Raw genomic sequence first — 14,502 nt, 5'->3', positions numbered from 1 at the left:
CCGCTACAAAAGCCACACGCTTTTCACCTCCCGATCCGTATAATGCGCACCTTTCAGGGTTGTAAGAATCGCGGCATACACTTGTAGCCTTACTTACCCGAGCTTCCGCACAGGCCTGCTGAGTCGGGCCGTTCACACAGGTGCCATCCATGGATTTCAACCCGCTCGACCTTATCCTGCATCTCGATGTTTACCTCGATCTGCTGGTCACCAATTACGGTCCGTGGATCTACGCCATTCTGTTTCTGGTGATCTTTTGCGAGACCGGCCTGGTGGTCATGCCCTTCCTGCCGGGCGATTCGCTGCTGTTTATTGCCGGTGCGGTGGCGGCCGGCGGCGGTATGGACCCAGTGTTGTTGGCCGGCCTGTTGATGCTGGCGGCGATCCTTGGCGACAGCACCAACTATGTGATCGGGCGAACCGCCGGCGAGCGTTTGTTCAGCAACCCGAATTCGAAGATCTTCCGCCGCGACTACTTGCAAAAAACCCACGATTTCTATGACAAGCACGGCGGCAAAACCGTGACTCTGGCGCGCTTCCTGCCGATCCTGCGTACCTTTGCGCCGTTCGTCGCCGGCATCGCCAAAATGCCGTACGCCCGCTTTTTCGGCTTCAGCGTGCTGGGTACCGTGCTGTGGGTCGGCGGCCTGGTGACTCTGGGGTACTTCTTCGGCAACGTGCCGTTTATCAAGAAAAACCTGTCGCTGCTGGTGGTGTTCATCATTCTGCTGTCCTTGGTGCCGATGATCATCGGCGTGTTTCGCAGCCGCTTTGGCCGCACCAGCTCCGAAGCCAAACAGCAGTAACCGGCGATGTGGTCCCTCAGCGCCTGGCGTCGTCGGCGCCTGCTGGCCAAGCACCCGATTGCCGACGAAACGTGGCAGCGGGTGCGCCATCACCTGACCTTCCTCGACGGCATCAGCGCCGAGCAGGACCAGTGGCTGCGTGAAGCCTGCGTGGTGTTCCTCGCCGAAAAACACCTCACCGCCCTGCCCGGCGTCGACTTGCATCAGGAACAACGCCTGCTGCTCGCCGCCCAGGCGCAACTGCCGCTGATGAACCTTGGCGACCTCGATTGGTATCAAGGCTTCCACGAAATCGTGCTGTACCCCGACGACTTCCTCAGCCCGCAGCGCCATCGCGACGCCAGCGGCGTCGAGCACGAGTGGGATGGCGAGCACAGCGGCGAAGCCTGGCAACAAGGCCCGGTGATCCTCGCCTGGCCCGGCGTGCTAGCCAGCGGCCAATGGGAAGGCTACAACCTGGTGATCCACGAACTGGCGCACAAGCTCGACATGCTCAACGGCGACGCCAACGGCCTGCCGCCGCTGCACAGCGACATGCGCGTGCAGGAGTGGGCCAGCGTGATGCAAAGCGCGTTTGATGACCTCAATCGCCAGTTGGACGCCCACCCCGATGCCGAAACGCAGATAGACCCGTACGCGGCGGAAAACCCGGCGGAGTTCTTTGCCGTTACCAGCGAATATTTCTTCAGCGCCCCGGATTTGCTGGTCGACAGTTATCCCCAGGTATACGCCCAACTCAGCCGCTTCTATCGCCAGGATCCCCTGGCACGCCTCACCCAACTGCAAGCCGCTGACCCGCGCTATCAGCCACAAGGCGAATGACCGTACGACGTCTGGCGCATGGCATCGGCGTCAGAATGTGCCTATAATCGCGGCCACTTTTAGGCCAATCCGGCCAAGTTTCTTGGCCAACTAACGGGGGCAACGCCCAATGAGCTACAGCAAGATTCCGGCTGGCAAAGACCTGCCGAACGACATCTACGTCGCCATCGAGATTCCGGCCAACCACGCGCCGATCAAATACGAAATCGACAAAGACAGCGACTGCCTGTTCGTTGACCGTTTCATGGCCACCCCGATGTTCTACCCGGCCAACTACGGTTTTATCCCCAACACCCTGGCTGACGACGGTGACCCCCTCGACGTACTGGTCGTAACCCCTTACCCGGTTACCCCTGGCTCGGTTATCCGCGCACGCCCAGTCGGCATCCTGAACATGACCGACGACGGTGGCGGCGATGCCAAAGTCATCGCAGTGCCTCACGACAAACTGTCCCAGCTGTACGTGGACGTGAAGGAATACACCGATCTGCCGCCACTGCTGCTGGAACAGATCAAACACTTCTTCGAGAACTACAAAGACCTCGAAAAAGGCAAATGGGTGAAGATCGACGGTTGGGGCAACGCAGACGCCGCCCGTGCCGAGATCATGAAGTCGGTGGCTGCCTACAAAGGCTGATACCGAATCCTCATTGTCTGAGGCCATCAAAAAAAGCCCCGTTCATTCGGGGCTTTTTTTTGGAAAAAATAAACGCACAGTTCAACAACCAGCAACTAACGTTTAATCACGCAATAAAAATGAAAAAATAGGCCACAACTAAGCAAAAACCTACAAGTGCAAATCAACGCATGGTTTATTTGATTAGTTTTCTCGGCCAGTAAACTCTGCGTTTATGAATAAATCAGGTGATCGTTTAAAAGCGCTACTGCGGGAAGTTCATCTTTCCGCTTCCGACTTCGCCAAGAACCGCGGTGTCACACCTCAACATGTGAACAACTGGTTCAAACGCGGCGTGCCCATGGGCCGACTCAATGAGATCGCAGAACTGCTCTGTGTCTCCAGCCGTTGGCTACGCACCGGCGAAGGCCCCAAACACCCACCGGCCAACTTCCTGCTGGAAGGCCCCGGAACACGGAAAGGACTCCCCACCCGCGAAGAAAGTGGCAAATACCTTACAGGCCCCGCCTGCCCGCCGGAAAAACTGGATGTGGAGATCCCCCTCCACCCCACCTTCACTTCAACCGAACGTATTCGCATCTCTGTGCACGCTCTCAAAACCCTCAACATCAATCCCGACCGCGCGCTGGGCGCCTATATGGTCGACAACAGCATGATCGACATCATCCAGCAAGGCGCCACCCTCGCCATCGACAAAGGCCGCACCCAAATCATTGACGGCGAAATCTACGCCGTCGAACACGACGGCATGCTGCGCATTAAATACCTCTACAACCGGCCTGGCGGCGGTTTGCGCATGCGCAGTCACAACGCCAGCGAACACCCGGATGAATACCTCACCCACGAGGAACGCTTCGAACAGAACTTCGAGATTGTAGGCTGGGTGTTTTGGTGGTCCACCCTCAACAACCGCCGCCCTCCGGTACCGCTAGATGAGCATCTATTAGGCTGGGAAGGCTCTAAATCGGACACGGAGGTGGGCAACTGAGAGGAATGTGGGTATCATCCGCCGCACATTTGGCAGGGGGTGGCCCAAGGCTACCCACCCTGCTCGGCGAAGCGGAGGAGTTCCCGCGGATGCCCCTACTATTCAGCCCGACGCCATGTGGGTTGAGCGATTTGAAGGCTGGTAAGGTTTGTCAAAAACAAATTGAAGCAGTCCCCGAGAAGCCGGCCACAAGCCGGCTTTTTAATGCCTGATAAGTATCCCAACTCAATTGTCCAACAGCGGTTGGACAATTGAGTAATCAAAAGCGGGCTGCTATACCCTGCCCTTCTCTCAGTCGCCTTATGCGGGCCGCATACACTCCACAGCCCGATCCGCCACCACCTTCGCCATCTCCACCAGATGCATCACCGCCCTCTGCGGTGCAGCCACCGGTTCCCCAAACAATTGCGAAGTCACCACCGCATACTGCAACAACTCAGCCACGCGCACCCAGGCATCTTCAAAGCTCAGCTCTTCATTGACAGTAAAAGGGTTGGTCGCAGGCGATGAGAGCGAATTCGAAACAACGTTATCCATAGCAAACCTCCAATCGATAATTTGGAGCTGCCACTTCTCGCGACTAAACAAAAGGCGGCAGCTGTACGCAGGTTAGTCGACCGGTCGATTGGAAACCCGGCGCACCCGGAGGTGCCCTGCGCACAGCCACCATAAGATGCAGGCGAAGGGGGGCCTGACTCATGAGTTGCTTATGCGCCAATCGAATCCGGGCGACTAAACCCGATCACTGAATAGGCAGTGACGGACCGCAGCCTAGTCACTGAATTTCGCTGGCGCAATGCGGTTGGGATTCTCTCGGAAACGTCCTGCAAATGAAAAGGATCAGCCCTGCTGGCCCTTTAAGCGCCAGCCTCAATCCAATATCAAATGCGGCAAAAACCGGCTCGAATCCTTGGTAATCAAACTATTATCCTCCCGCACCCCAATCCCCGCCGCCTGGTCCCCGATCACCCAGGACCCAATCAACGTATAGCTGTCCCCAAACCGCGGCAACGGCGCAAATTCCTGCAGGATAAACGGCGCATCCGTGTAGGGCCCGTCCTCCTTCACAACCAGCCCATCTGCAGTTTGCAGCTCAATGTTGGCGCCTTCCCGCGAGAAAAACGGCTTGCGCACCCATCCCTTCGGCACCGCTTTACCCGGTTCGGTATCCAGATGGGCGGCGAGCAGATTCGGGTGGCCCTTGTTGAATTCCCACAACAGCGGCAGGATGCCTTTATTGGAAATGATGGATTTCCACGCAGGCTCGAAAAACTGGGTATCACTCTCGGCAATCGCGGCGCCGAAGGGTTCGTGGAAGATGAATTCCCAGGCGTGCAGTTTGAACAGGTGGGGAATCCAACGGTCCTGGAGGTCGACGAAGCGGCCTTCGGGGGTCAGGCCGATGTCTTCGATGTCGATGTGGCGTGATTCGATGCCGACTTTTTCCGCGACCAGGCGCAGGTAGTCGGTGGTGCCTTTGTCTTCGACCGAGTCTTTCATCGAGGCGAAGTAGAACGGCTGGTTGACCTGCAACTGCGCGAAAGCCTGGTGCAGTTTGGTGTCGATGCTGTTGAACTGGTCGGCATGCTTGGGCAGCAGGCCGCGCTCGATGCATTGCTCCAGCCAGCCCCACTGAAACGCCGCAGCCTCGTAAAGGCTGGTCGGTGTGTCGTAGTTGAGCTCCAGCAGCTTGGCGGGGCCGGTGCCGTTGTAGGAGAAATCCATGCGCCCATACAGGTGCGGATGACCTTCCAGCCATGACGTTCTGATCATGTCGAAGAAAGGCGCGGGGATGCTCAGGCGTTCGAGCAGTTCCTCGCTCTGGACGACGCGTGCCACGAGGTCCATGCACATGTCATGGATCTCGGTGGTCGGGTCTTCCAGGTCTTGCTCGATTTGCTTGAGCGTGAACTGGTAGTACGCGCTCTCGTCCCAATAGGGTTCGTTGTCGATGGTGTGGAACAGAAAGCCGAGGCTGTCTGCCGTCTGTTTCCAGTCATGACGCTCTGCGCAATGGATCTTCTTCATGCCCGGGATTTCCTTAACTGCTCGACCCGCCGCCCCAGCCGCTGCGTGCGCTGGCCTTGCTGCCGAAACCGCCACGGGAGGTGGCCGACGCCACGGAGCCCGACGTGCCGGAGGAGCGCAGCGTGTTGGTGTAATTGCTGCTGCCATACCGGGCCTGGTTCGAGCGGCCGAACGTGGCGCCATTGGAGGCGCGCTGATTGAGCGTCGAGTTGGCGTAGTCGCCGCGATCATCGCGATAGCGATACACGGGCTCAGAGCGGTAGCTGTTGCGATTGCTGCTCAGCATGTTGCCGATCAGCAGACCGGTCAGCAGGCTGCTGGTGGAGAAGCCGGAGCCGCCGCTTGCCTGAGCGTTGCCCGCCTGAGCGTTGGCAGCGTCGACCTGGGATTGTGTCACCTGGCCTTCGGCGGTCAGCTCGAAACCGCCCAGCTTGGGAATGAACTGGCCGTTGGAGTCCAGTTGGCACCAGCCGGCGACAAAGTCGGCATCGCAGTCGGCCTGGCTGGCGTACACCGGGGCGATGCGGCGATGCTCGGCCATGGCGGTCATGTAGGCGTCCGAGCAGACGTCCACCGGAAGCTTTTCATCGGCGCATTGCTGAACGGACTGGAAGTTGTACTTTTTCTGCAGATCGTAGGTTTTTTCCGTCGGCCCGCAGCCGGAAATCGCCATGGCGACCGACGCTGCCAGCGAAAGCTGGACGTACTTGCTTCGTTTCATCGGGAGCTCCGTGCGCAATCAGTTCTGGGTGGGCGTCATGCAGGCGGCATTCAACATGCCGACGCTGATAGCCACGGCGGCCACGTAGATGCCTGCCGCGAGCTCGCCCTTCCTGATGCGCTCGGACGTGCCTTTGAGCACCAGGCTGGTCAGCAGAAACGCCAACAGTTGGACGACGGCCGCGATCACTGCCCAGACGACGAAGTCGAGAATGCTGATCGAGTAGGCAATCACATTGCTGGCCGGAATGGCGAACCCGACGATGGCACCGCCCAGGGCAACGGCTGCGGAAACATTGCCTGCACGGATCAGTTCAAATTCTTTGTGCGGGGTGATGCGGGTGTAGATGAACTGGAACAGTGCGAACAGTACGGCAGCGCCCAGTATGTAGGTCACAAACCCGAGCACAGCGGTTTTGTTCAATGAAATGGAGAGAGCTTCTAGCATGTGTTTCTTCCTTTTTTAGAGCGCTTTCAAGTCGGTTGTGTACAGCGAAATGCCCAGCGATGTGCTCAGGCTGACGGTGCCTTCAGCGTCTTCCTCGACGGAAAACAGCAGGAACTCACGTCGATCGGTCAGGCCTGTATCCCGTGCGTATAGCATCGAACGGTGCTCAACGCTGTAGGCGTCTTCGGGGTTGATCACCTGCTCACTCATGGCCACCAATTCTGTCTGACCTTCCTCGCTGCCCCATACACGCGCGTATTCGACGCCGTTGTGGGTGTAGGTCGGCAAACCGATCAGACTCTGCGGCCCCGCCAGGCGGCGCAGTTCGGCCTCGCTGCTGAGGGTGACGTAACTCAGGTAGTTGAACAGGATCACCGACTCGACCTGCCCGGTGATATCGCCCGTGGTGTGCACCTGCAGCCAGTAATCTTCGTCGTTCATGTAATAGCGCGAAAGCCAGGTCGACAGCCCGAGGTCAACGGTGCCGTTGCTCCAGATTTCCTGGGTGCCGGGGATGATCACCGTGGTTTTGCCGTCGAGCAGCAATTTCAGGCTCGTGTCGAATATCACGCCTTTGCCCGGCGCCAGGCCCAGCGGCCCGGTGGTCGGCACGGCTTGGCCAGGCCCTTTCGATTGTGTATTGGCGTGCGGGGCCTCAAGCCCCATCAACTGTTTAAACCATCCCATTGGAGATTTCCTTGAGGCGGGTGGAGGCGATGTAGAAGAGTTCGCCACCTGCAACGCGCGTGTTGCTGGGCGGGTTGATCGAGGGTTGCGGGGCACCTATGGCGCGATAGCCGATGAGAGTGGCGTTATGGCGTTCTTTCATTTGGGTGTACAGGTCGCCGAACTTGGCCTCAAAGGCCTCGGGCAATTTCATCAAGTATTGGGTGGCACCCTGGCCCACGCACAACAGCTCATTGATGACCACCGACGAGCCCGGATCCTGGGACGCGCGCACCAGCATTTCGATAGCCATGCTTGATGTGCATTCCAGGCTCGGGGCGTAGGAGCTGGCCAGGGCGGCAATTTCGCTTTCATTGAAGTGGGCCACCACATGACCGACCGGGCTCAGTTGATTCACCGCCAGCACGGTGGCCAGCGTCAGATCATCAGACGGAGTGCGCACCAGCACACGCTCGGCACCGGGCACGCCGGCACGCAGCAATAACGCTGTGGAAGACAGGCTTTCGCCACGGATGAACGCCGCCTTGCCCGGCATTGGGTTTTCTTCGAGGGTGCAATCGCAAATGACGATCAGGTTGTCGTTCGAGGTCTCGTCCTGGAGCAACAACTCAATGACTCGCTCACTGGACGCGCCCTCCCAGCCAATGAGCACGGTATGACCGACCTTACCGGTGAAATCGCCTTTGCCCTTCATGCCTTTTCTCCATGCATCGATGACAGTGCTGGTGGTTTTGCCGATGGCTGCCGTCAGCAGCGCAATGCCCCCGAGCATCACCCAGGCAGCCACGAACACGCGCCCCGCCGAGGTCTGCGGCGCAAGATCGCCATAGCCGACCGTCAGCGTGGTGGTGAGGTAGAAGTAAATAAATGTGGCGGGAGCGGTGAGGTGCTGTTCGCCCAGGTACACCAGGCCCAGGTAGGCGGTGATCAGGTGTATCCCCAGGGCGATCACCAGCCCCGCCCAACCGAAGCGGTGAAAGAGCGAGGAAGCGTACCTGCGCAACAGAAGAAAAATCGACACGTTGTCCCTGGCTCCTTGGGTACTTGATTACCTGATGACGTTGTCGCCTCGACATCGGGATGCTCAAGCGCGCTCAGCCGGCATTAAACCTGCTGCGTGGTTTGGAGAGAAGTACCTTGGCTGCAATAAATCCGGCGAATGCGCCAAACAGATGCCCTTCGAAGGAAACACCCTGGCGAGGCAGGAAGCCAAGGATCAAGCCGCCATACAGTGCCGCGACGACAGCGGCCGTTATCAGGTTGCCCCAACTCCTGTGGAACCAGGCGCGAGACAACAGGTAGGCCCATAGCCCGAAGACCCAGCCGCTGGCGCCCACGTGTATGCCGGCAAAACCGAACAGCCAGACCAGCAAGCCACCCAGCACAATGATGATCGCGCTGACGGTCACAAACCGATTGAGCCCTTCGATCATCACCAGGCTGCCCAGCATCACAAAGGCAATCAGGTTGGCGCTCAGGTGGGCGAACGAGCCGTGCAGAAACGGTGACGTGAGAATGCCGGGCAGCCCCTGCAGCGTTCTCGGGATCAGGCCAAACGCCATAAGGCTGTAACCGGTCGCCACATTGAGCAGTTGCAGCGCGACCATCAAGAAGGCCAAGCCTGCGATTGTCTTGAAACCCTTCAGGGCATCCATCCTGACCTCGATAAAAAAGGGAGGGCAGACACTGCCCTCCCAGCGGCGACGTTGCTTACTCCGCCGACTTTTGCTTCAGGCGCTCCAGAATCGCATTGGCGCTGCCTTCATCCGGCGTGATGCCGGCGTCGCGCAGCTTGCGCTCCAGATCGGTCCCCGTCGAAGCGTCAGCCAGCTCATCCTGGGCTTGCAGTTCAGCGGCGCGTTGCTGCTGCTTGGCCTGCAAACGATTCAGCGTACCGACGGCGGTTTCCAGCTTGCCGTTGGCACCGCCGCTGGCGATGGAGGCGCTGACCTGGGCCTTCTGTACGCTGTCGCGAGCCTTGGCCATATCCACTTGCTGGCGCAGGCTTTTGATCCGGCTTTCGGCCTTGGTGATGTCCTTGCGCATGCCTTCCGCATAGCCACCGAACTCAATGGCTTGCTTATTCTCGACATCCCGCTCGTTGGTCAGGGTCGAAATCGCTTCGGCCACTTCCAAGGCGAGGTCTTCACGATTGGCCTGCAGGGCCGCCACTGCCTTGGACTCCAGGTCCTTGATCTTGGCGTCGTACTCGTTGACGCGATCAGTCGCCAATTTGTGCTTGGCCATGATGCTGACCAGCTCACGCTTGGCGTTGGCCAGCGCGGTGTCGGCATCGCGAATTTCCTGATCGAGGATGCGCAGGGCCTGTTGGTCGACGATCGATTCGCCGACTTCGTTGGCACCGCCACGCAGCGCGGTGAACAATTTGCTCCAGATGGACTGAGTCATTGGATACTCCCGAGTACTTAATTGAAGAAACGTTCGAAGGCTTCGCTGGCGCGCTGCACGTTGTCGACCAGGGTTTTCACCTCGGTCACGATATTGGTCAGGCTGGAGTCGGAGCTCAATGCGCCGAACATGTTGTAGACCACTTGCCCGTTCGGCATGGTCTCGATACCGATCGAGGACAGCGGGAACATCTCCCGGCTGCGCAACACCGCGTCATTGAAGGTTGCGACATCGTTGATGGACTCGGCATCGACCAGCACGGTATCGACGATGATCTGCTCGCCCACCACCGCGATGTAAATCGGCAAGCCACCGAAGTCGTTCATTTCCAGCTTGATGCTGGACTCGGAGCCTTGGACCAGAGACAGCGTAATGTCCTTGGACACCACCTCGTCCAGGGCCTGAAGAGCGGTGAAGAGGCGATCGATATTCCAGTTGGTACCTGCGCTCATGAAATTCTCCGACATGAATGAACCAGCCAGAATCGGCTGGCGAAGCTGTTTCTCCATTTGCTTGAGCAGGCTTCGATTTTCGGGAAGCACCCAAGTCTCGTGTTTCACATAGCCGGCGGCCGCCAGGCCTGCGCGCATCTGCTTCATGTAGAAGCTCGATGGCTTTTTGACCGACGGTTTCAAGCGCTCTCCTTGAAGACGGGTTGAATCGGTATCGGCCCCTGGGGACGGGCTCGATGGAGAGCTGCTTTTCATGGTGCTGACCTCGCTGTGAAAAACTCACGCGTGAGAAAATCTACAGGCAATTTTCAGCAGGCTCAATAGCTCACGCGTGAGATTTTTTGTCGTACTTCTTTCACTGACACTAAAGGTCGCTGCTGCTAAATGACCGAAATTGTCACCTTTGAGTTGACGGTATTACCCATATCAGACGATTTATCATGCCGTCACCACCCATTAATCTGTGCCCATGTTGAACGCAACGCCCTAACCCACTTAAACAAAAAGGATTCAACCATGAGCACTGCAACCTACAACCGCCTCAACAAAGACGACGCCATCGTACTGCTGGTCGACCACCAGACCGGCCTGATCTCTCTGGTTCAGGACTTCTCGCCCAACGAGTTCAAGAACAACGTACTGGCCCTGGCCGACCTGGCGAAGTTCTTCAACCTGCCGACCATCCTTACCACCAGTTTCGAACAAGGCCCCAACGGCCCGCTGGTGCCGGAGCTGAAAGAGATGTTCCCGGACGCGCCGTACATCGCCCGCCCTGGCCAGATCAATGCGTGGGACAACGAAGACTTCGTCAAAGCGATCAAAGCCACCGGCCGCAAGCAGATCATCATTGCCGGTGTAGTCACGGATGTCTGCGTAGCGTTCCCGACCTTGTCGGCGCTGGCGGAAGGGTTTGAGGTGTTTGTGGTAACCGATGCATCCGGCACGTTCAACACCACGGTGCAGCAAGCGGCGTGGAGCCGGATGACACAAGCCGGTGCACAGTTGATGAACTGGTTCTCGGTGGCTTGTGAGCTGCATCGCGACTGGCGTAACGATATCGAAGGGCTGGGCAATCTACTGTCTCAGCGTATCCCGAACTATCGCAACTTGATGAATGGGTATGCGGCGCTGACGGCGCATCAGAAGTAAGCCAGCCTTACCGTGCGATAAGCCTGCCCTGAAAAGCAGGCTTTCGTTATTCAACCGAGCTTCCAACTTTGAGAACCACAGCGCACTGCTCTTCAATCAGCATAATCGCCATTTGAAGTAGCCCCCAACTGTGATTGGGGCTGACTATTGCGCGACCTTCATAAGCCCTTTCTGATTTTCCCCACCGTTCATCCAGCCGCTTTTTACTGCGGCAGACTCCGACGCCTTGCCCTCTGCCGAGACGTCACGGATGACCCACGCTTCCCACATTGCCTCTATCGAACATGAGCTGGATGGCTTTCATCAGAGCCTGGTGACTTATCGCCAGCAGATGGGCGCCTGGTATTCGCGGACGGTGGATTCGGTGAGCCATGCGGCAGATATGCCGTCGTTGCTGGGGATGGATCGGGTGTTGCGCGTCGGTGACTCGCAGACAACCGTGAGCATGAGCGACGCTAACTTTATCGGCAGTGTTGCCGTGTGCCAGTTGGGCGGCGAGCTGAAGATAGAGAGCAAATTCGACTCAGTGTATGACGTGCCGATTGGCGACATTCCGGTCGAGGTGATCGGGCTGGATGACGGCAGTTCCACGCGGGTCATGTTGGATGAGCACGGCAGGGGCTCACACCACTGCGCCGCTGGCGGGCGCTATCAGGTGCGGGTACAGGGTGGCGTTTCCCAGGAGCAGGTTGACGCGTTGTTCGCCTCCTACGCCGGGCTGATGGCGGACCTGGAGCGGTGGCTTCGCGAACAGTGGCAAGGCTTCAAGCCGCATTGGCAGCAGTCCACGGCCAGTGCGATTGGCAGCGGCGTGCTGGCGGGCAGTTGGGCCGCGATCCGGGACGTGTGGGACAGCATCAAGCTGGTGCAGGCGATTCTTGAAAACCCGATGAAGTACGTCGAACAGCTGGGAGCCGAAGCGGCCAAGCTGGCACAAGTTGCCACCGATGCGCCCAAGGTCATGGAACAGGCAATGTTGCTCGCCAGTGATGAGGCGGCGCTGTTCCTGCTGGTGCGCACGGCGATGATCTGGTTGGACGCATTGCCGCCCAGTGAGATTGCGCAAGTGGCCGCTGAGTTTGTGGTGTCGCTGCTGATTGACCTGGTGATTGGCGCGGTGCTGACCATCGCATTGCCGGCGGCAGCTGTGGCGTATTTGAGCCTGCGGTTGGCCAGGTATGGCGCACAGATTGTTAAAGCGGCTGTTGGTTTTGTTCAGAGCGTGCTGGCGATTCTGACGAGGTTCACGCAGGCGGTGGATCGCTACAAGGCGGTGGCGGTTCGCGGTGTGGTCGGCAGTGTGAAGCAAGGCACGCTGCAGATGCGCTGGCGGGCGCGGCAGAACTCGGTGCTGAAGCAAAAAGAGCCTGTGGATGATGTGCCTGCTGTATCAACGAACTCGAAGGGCGATGCGACGGCTTCTTCGGATAAGACCGTCACCAATGGCTGCCCCGTGTCGATGGTCACCGGCGAGGAATTGCTGACCCTGACTGACGGTGTTCTGGATGGGGTGTTGCCGTTCGAGTGGACACGCCTGTATCGCACCAGTGCGGTGGAAGTCGATGTAGGGCTAGGGGTTGGCTGGAGCCATGGGCTGGCACAGCGGCTGGTGGTTTCAGGCGATTCGGTGGTGTGGACCGACCATGAAAATCGCTCTATCTCGTTTCCAATCCCCACCGTTGCGCGACCGGCAATCACCAATAGCCTGGCCGAAGCGGCGATCTATCTGGGCGCTTCGCCGGATGAGCTGGTGCTGGCCCAGGCGTCGCGGTTCTACCACTTTCGCGATGGTGTGCTGACAGCGATCAGCGATGCGTATGACAACCGCCTGCGAATTTTCCGCGATGTGCTCGGGCGTATCGAGCGGGTGGATAACGGGGTGGGTCGCTCGTTGTTTCTGCGCTATGGGGCTGGGCGCATTGTCGCGGTGGACTACCAGATTCAGCGCGCCGAAGGCCGTGGTCCGTATGTCTGGACGACTGAGCAAAACGTCGTTTCCTACGCCTATGACGACCTGGGCCGACTGGTCTCGGCGACCAATGCCGTCGGCGAAAGCGAGGTGTACCGCTACGACGATCGGCACGTCATTGTGGAACGCGGCCTGGCCGGCGGGGCTAGTTTCTTCTGGGCGTGGGAACGCTCCGGCAAGGCGGCGCGCTGTGTGCGGCACTGGGCCAGCTTCTCGCAGATGGACACGCGCTATGTGTGGGGCGATGACGGCCAGGTCACGGTGCACAACGCCGATGGCAGCCAGGAAATCTATGTCCACGATGACCGTGCGCGATTGGTGCAACGCATCGATCCCGATGGCGCGCAGCACTTCAAATCCTACGATGCCCAAGGGCGGTTGACGGTCGAACAAGACCCGCTGGGCGCGGTGACGGCCTATCAGTACGACGAAGCCGGACGCTTAGTGGCGTTGTTTCCTGGGGAAGATGAGCCCACTACGTACGAGCATGACCACGGGTTCGTACGCGTGGTGCGTCGGGGTGAGGCGGTCTGGAAATACGAGCGTAACGATCAGGGCGATGTCATTCGTAAGATCGATCCTGACGGTCACGTTACCGACTACAGCTATAACAAACATGGGCAACTGACCGGCGTCTGGTACCCGGATCACAGCTGCCATCGCTTGGTGTGGAATGAGCGCGGGCAACTGATTGAGGAGCAGTTGCCCAATGGCGGCATCAGGCGCTATCGCTACGACGACCTGGGCCGCGAGGTGGCGCGCGAAGATGAACACGGCGCGCTGACCCAGTATCAGTGGGACGCTGTGGGTCGACTGACTCGTCTGACCCTGCCAGGCGGTGCCACCCGCGAATACAGCTACAACCCCTACGGAAAAATCACCGCCGAACGTGACGAACTCGGCCACGTCACCCGCTACGACTACGCCGACGGCCTGCACCTGATCAGCCGTCGCCTGAATGCCGATGGCACTCAGGTCCAGTACCGCTATGACAACGCCCGATTACTGCTCACCGAAATTGAAAACGAAGTCGGCGAGACCTACCGGCTCGACTACCACCCCAACGGCCTGATCCAACAGGAAGTCGGGTTTGATGGGCAGCGCACCGCTTACGTTTACGACCTCAACGGCAACCTGCAGCAAAAGACCGAATACGGCGACGACGGCAGTCAGCTCGTCACTCGTTACGAACGCGACCATGCCGGACGCCTGGTACGAAAAATCCTGCCCGATGACAGCGTCGTTGAATATACCTACGACCGCCAGGGCAATCTCCTCAGCGTCGACGACGGCCATTGGGCGTTGGCCTACGAGTACGACCGCCAAAACCGTCTCACCGCCGAACACCAGGGCTGGGGCACCCTGCGCTATGGCTACGACGCCTGCG

The 14,502-nt window shown here is 58.8% G+C and carries 15 protein-coding genes; 6 read left to right on the top strand and 9 right to left on the bottom strand.

The genetic code is table 11. The features are described 5' to 3' along the window. Positions 1-149: 149 nt before the first annotated feature. The 4 genes from ABX75_RS26175 (at position 150) to ABX75_RS26160 (ending at position 3,253) form a co-directional block, all read left to right on the top strand. Positions 150-806 carry a DedA family protein gene (locus ABX75_RS26175; protein ID WP_034100938.1) on the top strand — a complete coding sequence of 219 codons (657 nt, stop codon included), beginning with the start codon at positions 150-152 and terminating at the stop codon, positions 804-806. 6 nt (positions 807-812) lie between these two features. After that, positions 813-1,628: a zinc-dependent peptidase gene (locus ABX75_RS26170; protein WP_034115223.1), complete on the top strand. Its 816-nt coding sequence runs from the start codon at positions 813-815 to the stop codon at positions 1,626-1,628. Positions 1,629-1,737: 109 nt separating this feature from the next. Beyond that, complete coding sequence (gene ppa, locus ABX75_RS26165; protein WP_003176323.1) at positions 1,738-2,265, top strand: inorganic diphosphatase; 528 nt, start codon at positions 1,738-1,740, stop codon at positions 2,263-2,265. A 214-nt stretch (positions 2,266-2,479) separates the two neighbouring features. Next, positions 2,480-3,253, top strand: coding sequence for a S24 family peptidase (locus tag ABX75_RS26160; RefSeq protein ID WP_034100940.1), 774 nt, complete (start codon positions 2,480-2,482; stop codon positions 3,251-3,253). A gap of 300 nt (positions 3,254-3,553) precedes the next feature. Here the strand turns inward: ABX75_RS26160 and ABX75_RS26155 are convergent, their stop codons facing one another. The 9 genes from ABX75_RS26155 to ABX75_RS26115 form a co-directional block, all read right to left on the bottom strand. Then, positions 3,554-3,790, bottom strand: a complete 237-nt coding sequence (locus tag ABX75_RS26155; RefSeq protein ID WP_034115225.1) for a hypothetical protein — start codon at positions 3,788-3,790, stop codon at positions 3,554-3,556. A gap of 333 nt (positions 3,791-4,123) precedes the next feature. Continuing rightward, positions 4,124-5,281: a glutathionylspermidine synthase family protein gene (locus ABX75_RS26150; RefSeq protein WP_034115226.1), complete on the bottom strand. Its 1,158-nt coding sequence runs from the start codon at positions 5,279-5,281 to the stop codon at positions 4,124-4,126. A 13-nt stretch (positions 5,282-5,294) separates the two neighbouring features. Beyond that, the gene (locus tag ABX75_RS26145; protein ID WP_034115227.1) at positions 5,295-6,002 is read right to left on the bottom strand and encodes a DUF1190 domain-containing protein; all 708 of its coding nucleotides are present in this window, start codon (positions 6,000-6,002) and stop codon (positions 5,295-5,297) included. An 18-nt stretch (positions 6,003-6,020) separates the two neighbouring features. Further along, a complete protein-coding gene (locus tag ABX75_RS26140; protein ID WP_034115228.1) occupies positions 6,021-6,449 on the bottom strand; it encodes a DUF350 domain-containing protein in 429 nt (142 codons plus the stop codon). Between the two features lie 15 nt (positions 6,450-6,464). Beyond that, positions 6,465-7,136, bottom strand: coding sequence for a DUF2491 family protein (locus tag ABX75_RS26135; RefSeq protein WP_034115229.1), 672 nt, complete (start codon positions 7,134-7,136; stop codon positions 6,465-6,467). Further along, positions 7,123-8,157 carry an ion channel gene (locus tag ABX75_RS26130; RefSeq protein ID WP_034115230.1) on the bottom strand — a complete coding sequence of 345 codons (1,035 nt, stop codon included), beginning with the start codon at positions 8,155-8,157 and terminating at the stop codon, positions 7,123-7,125. The genes ABX75_RS26135 and ABX75_RS26130 overlap by 14 nt, the downstream gene beginning before the upstream one ends. Before the next feature lie 73 nt (positions 8,158-8,230). After that, positions 8,231-8,791, bottom strand: a complete 561-nt coding sequence (locus ABX75_RS26125) for a rhomboid family intramembrane serine protease (RefSeq protein ID WP_034115231.1) — start codon at positions 8,789-8,791, stop codon at positions 8,231-8,233. A gap of 55 nt (positions 8,792-8,846) precedes the next feature. After that, on the bottom strand, positions 8,847-9,545 hold the full coding sequence (locus tag ABX75_RS26120; RefSeq protein WP_034115232.1) for a PspA/IM30 family protein: 699 nt from the start codon (positions 9,543-9,545) through the stop codon (positions 8,847-8,849). A gap of 17 nt (positions 9,546-9,562) precedes the next feature. Continuing rightward, positions 9,563-10,144, bottom strand: coding sequence for a YjfI family protein (locus ABX75_RS26115; protein ID WP_034115237.1), 582 nt, complete (start codon positions 10,142-10,144; stop codon positions 9,563-9,565). Positions 10,145-10,513: 369 nt separating this feature from the next. On the opposite strand from ABX75_RS26115, the gene ycaC reads away from it, so the two are divergent. Both ycaC and ABX75_RS26105 read left to right on the top strand, forming a co-directional pair. Next, positions 10,514-11,146, top strand: coding sequence for an isochorismate family cysteine hydrolase YcaC (gene ycaC, locus ABX75_RS26110; RefSeq protein ID WP_034100941.1), 633 nt, complete (start codon positions 10,514-10,516; stop codon positions 11,144-11,146). A 250-nt stretch (positions 11,147-11,396) separates the two neighbouring features. Next, a partial coding sequence (locus ABX75_RS26105; protein ID WP_047882931.1) for a DUF6531 domain-containing protein occupies positions 11,397-14,502 on the top strand: 3,106 nt, incomplete at its 3' end.

Source organism: Pseudomonas sp. ARP3, from assembly GCF_001029595.1.
Lineage (GTDB): Bacteria > Pseudomonadota > Gammaproteobacteria > Pseudomonadales > Pseudomonadaceae > Aquipseudomonas > Aquipseudomonas rhodesiae.
Note: the sequence above shows the minus strand (reverse complement) of the source record. Positions and strands in the feature narration are given on the sequence as shown.

What these genes read in the sequence shown, in the direction of transcription:
- ABX75_RS26170 (WP_034115223.1), top strand. Translation starts at nt 813, where the DNA reads ATGTGGTCCCTCAGCGCCTGGCGTCGTCGGCGCCTGCTGGCCAAGCAC.
- ABX75_RS26175 (WP_034100938.1), top strand. Translation starts at nt 150, where the DNA reads ATGGATTTCAACCCGCTCGACCTTATCCTGCATCTCGATGTTTACCTC.
- ABX75_RS26120 (WP_034115232.1), bottom strand. Translation starts at nt 9,545, where the DNA reads ATGACTCAGTCCATCTGGAGCAAATTGTTCACCGCGCTGCGTGGCGGT.
- ABX75_RS26160 (WP_034100940.1), top strand. Translation starts at nt 2,480, where the DNA reads ATGAATAAATCAGGTGATCGTTTAAAAGCGCTACTGCGGGAAGTTCAT.
- ppa (WP_003176323.1), top strand. Translation starts at nt 1,738, where the DNA reads ATGAGCTACAGCAAGATTCCGGCTGGCAAAGACCTGCCGAACGACATC.
- ABX75_RS26145 (WP_034115227.1), bottom strand. Translation starts at nt 6,002, where the DNA reads ATGAAACGAAGCAAGTACGTCCAGCTTTCGCTGGCAGCGTCGGTCGCC.
- ABX75_RS26125 (WP_034115231.1), bottom strand. Translation starts at nt 8,791, where the DNA reads ATGGATGCCCTGAAGGGTTTCAAGACAATCGCAGGCTTGGCCTTCTTG.
- ABX75_RS26135 (WP_034115229.1), bottom strand. Translation starts at nt 7,136, where the DNA reads ATGGGATGGTTTAAACAGTTGATGGGGCTTGAGGCCCCGCACGCCAAT.
- ABX75_RS26115 (WP_034115237.1), bottom strand. Translation starts at nt 10,144, where the DNA reads ATGAAGCAGATGCGCGCAGGCCTGGCGGCCGCCGGCTATGTGAAACAC.
- ABX75_RS26155 (WP_034115225.1), bottom strand. Translation starts at nt 3,790, where the DNA reads ATGGATAACGTTGTTTCGAATTCGCTCTCATCGCCTGCGACCAACCCT.
- ABX75_RS26140 (WP_034115228.1), bottom strand. Translation starts at nt 6,449, where the DNA reads ATGCTAGAAGCTCTCTCCATTTCATTGAACAAAACCGCTGTGCTCGGG.
- ycaC (WP_034100941.1), top strand. Translation starts at nt 10,514, where the DNA reads ATGAGCACTGCAACCTACAACCGCCTCAACAAAGACGACGCCATCGTA.
- ABX75_RS26150 (WP_034115226.1), bottom strand. Translation starts at nt 5,281, where the DNA reads ATGAAGAAGATCCATTGCGCAGAGCGTCATGACTGGAAACAGACGGCA.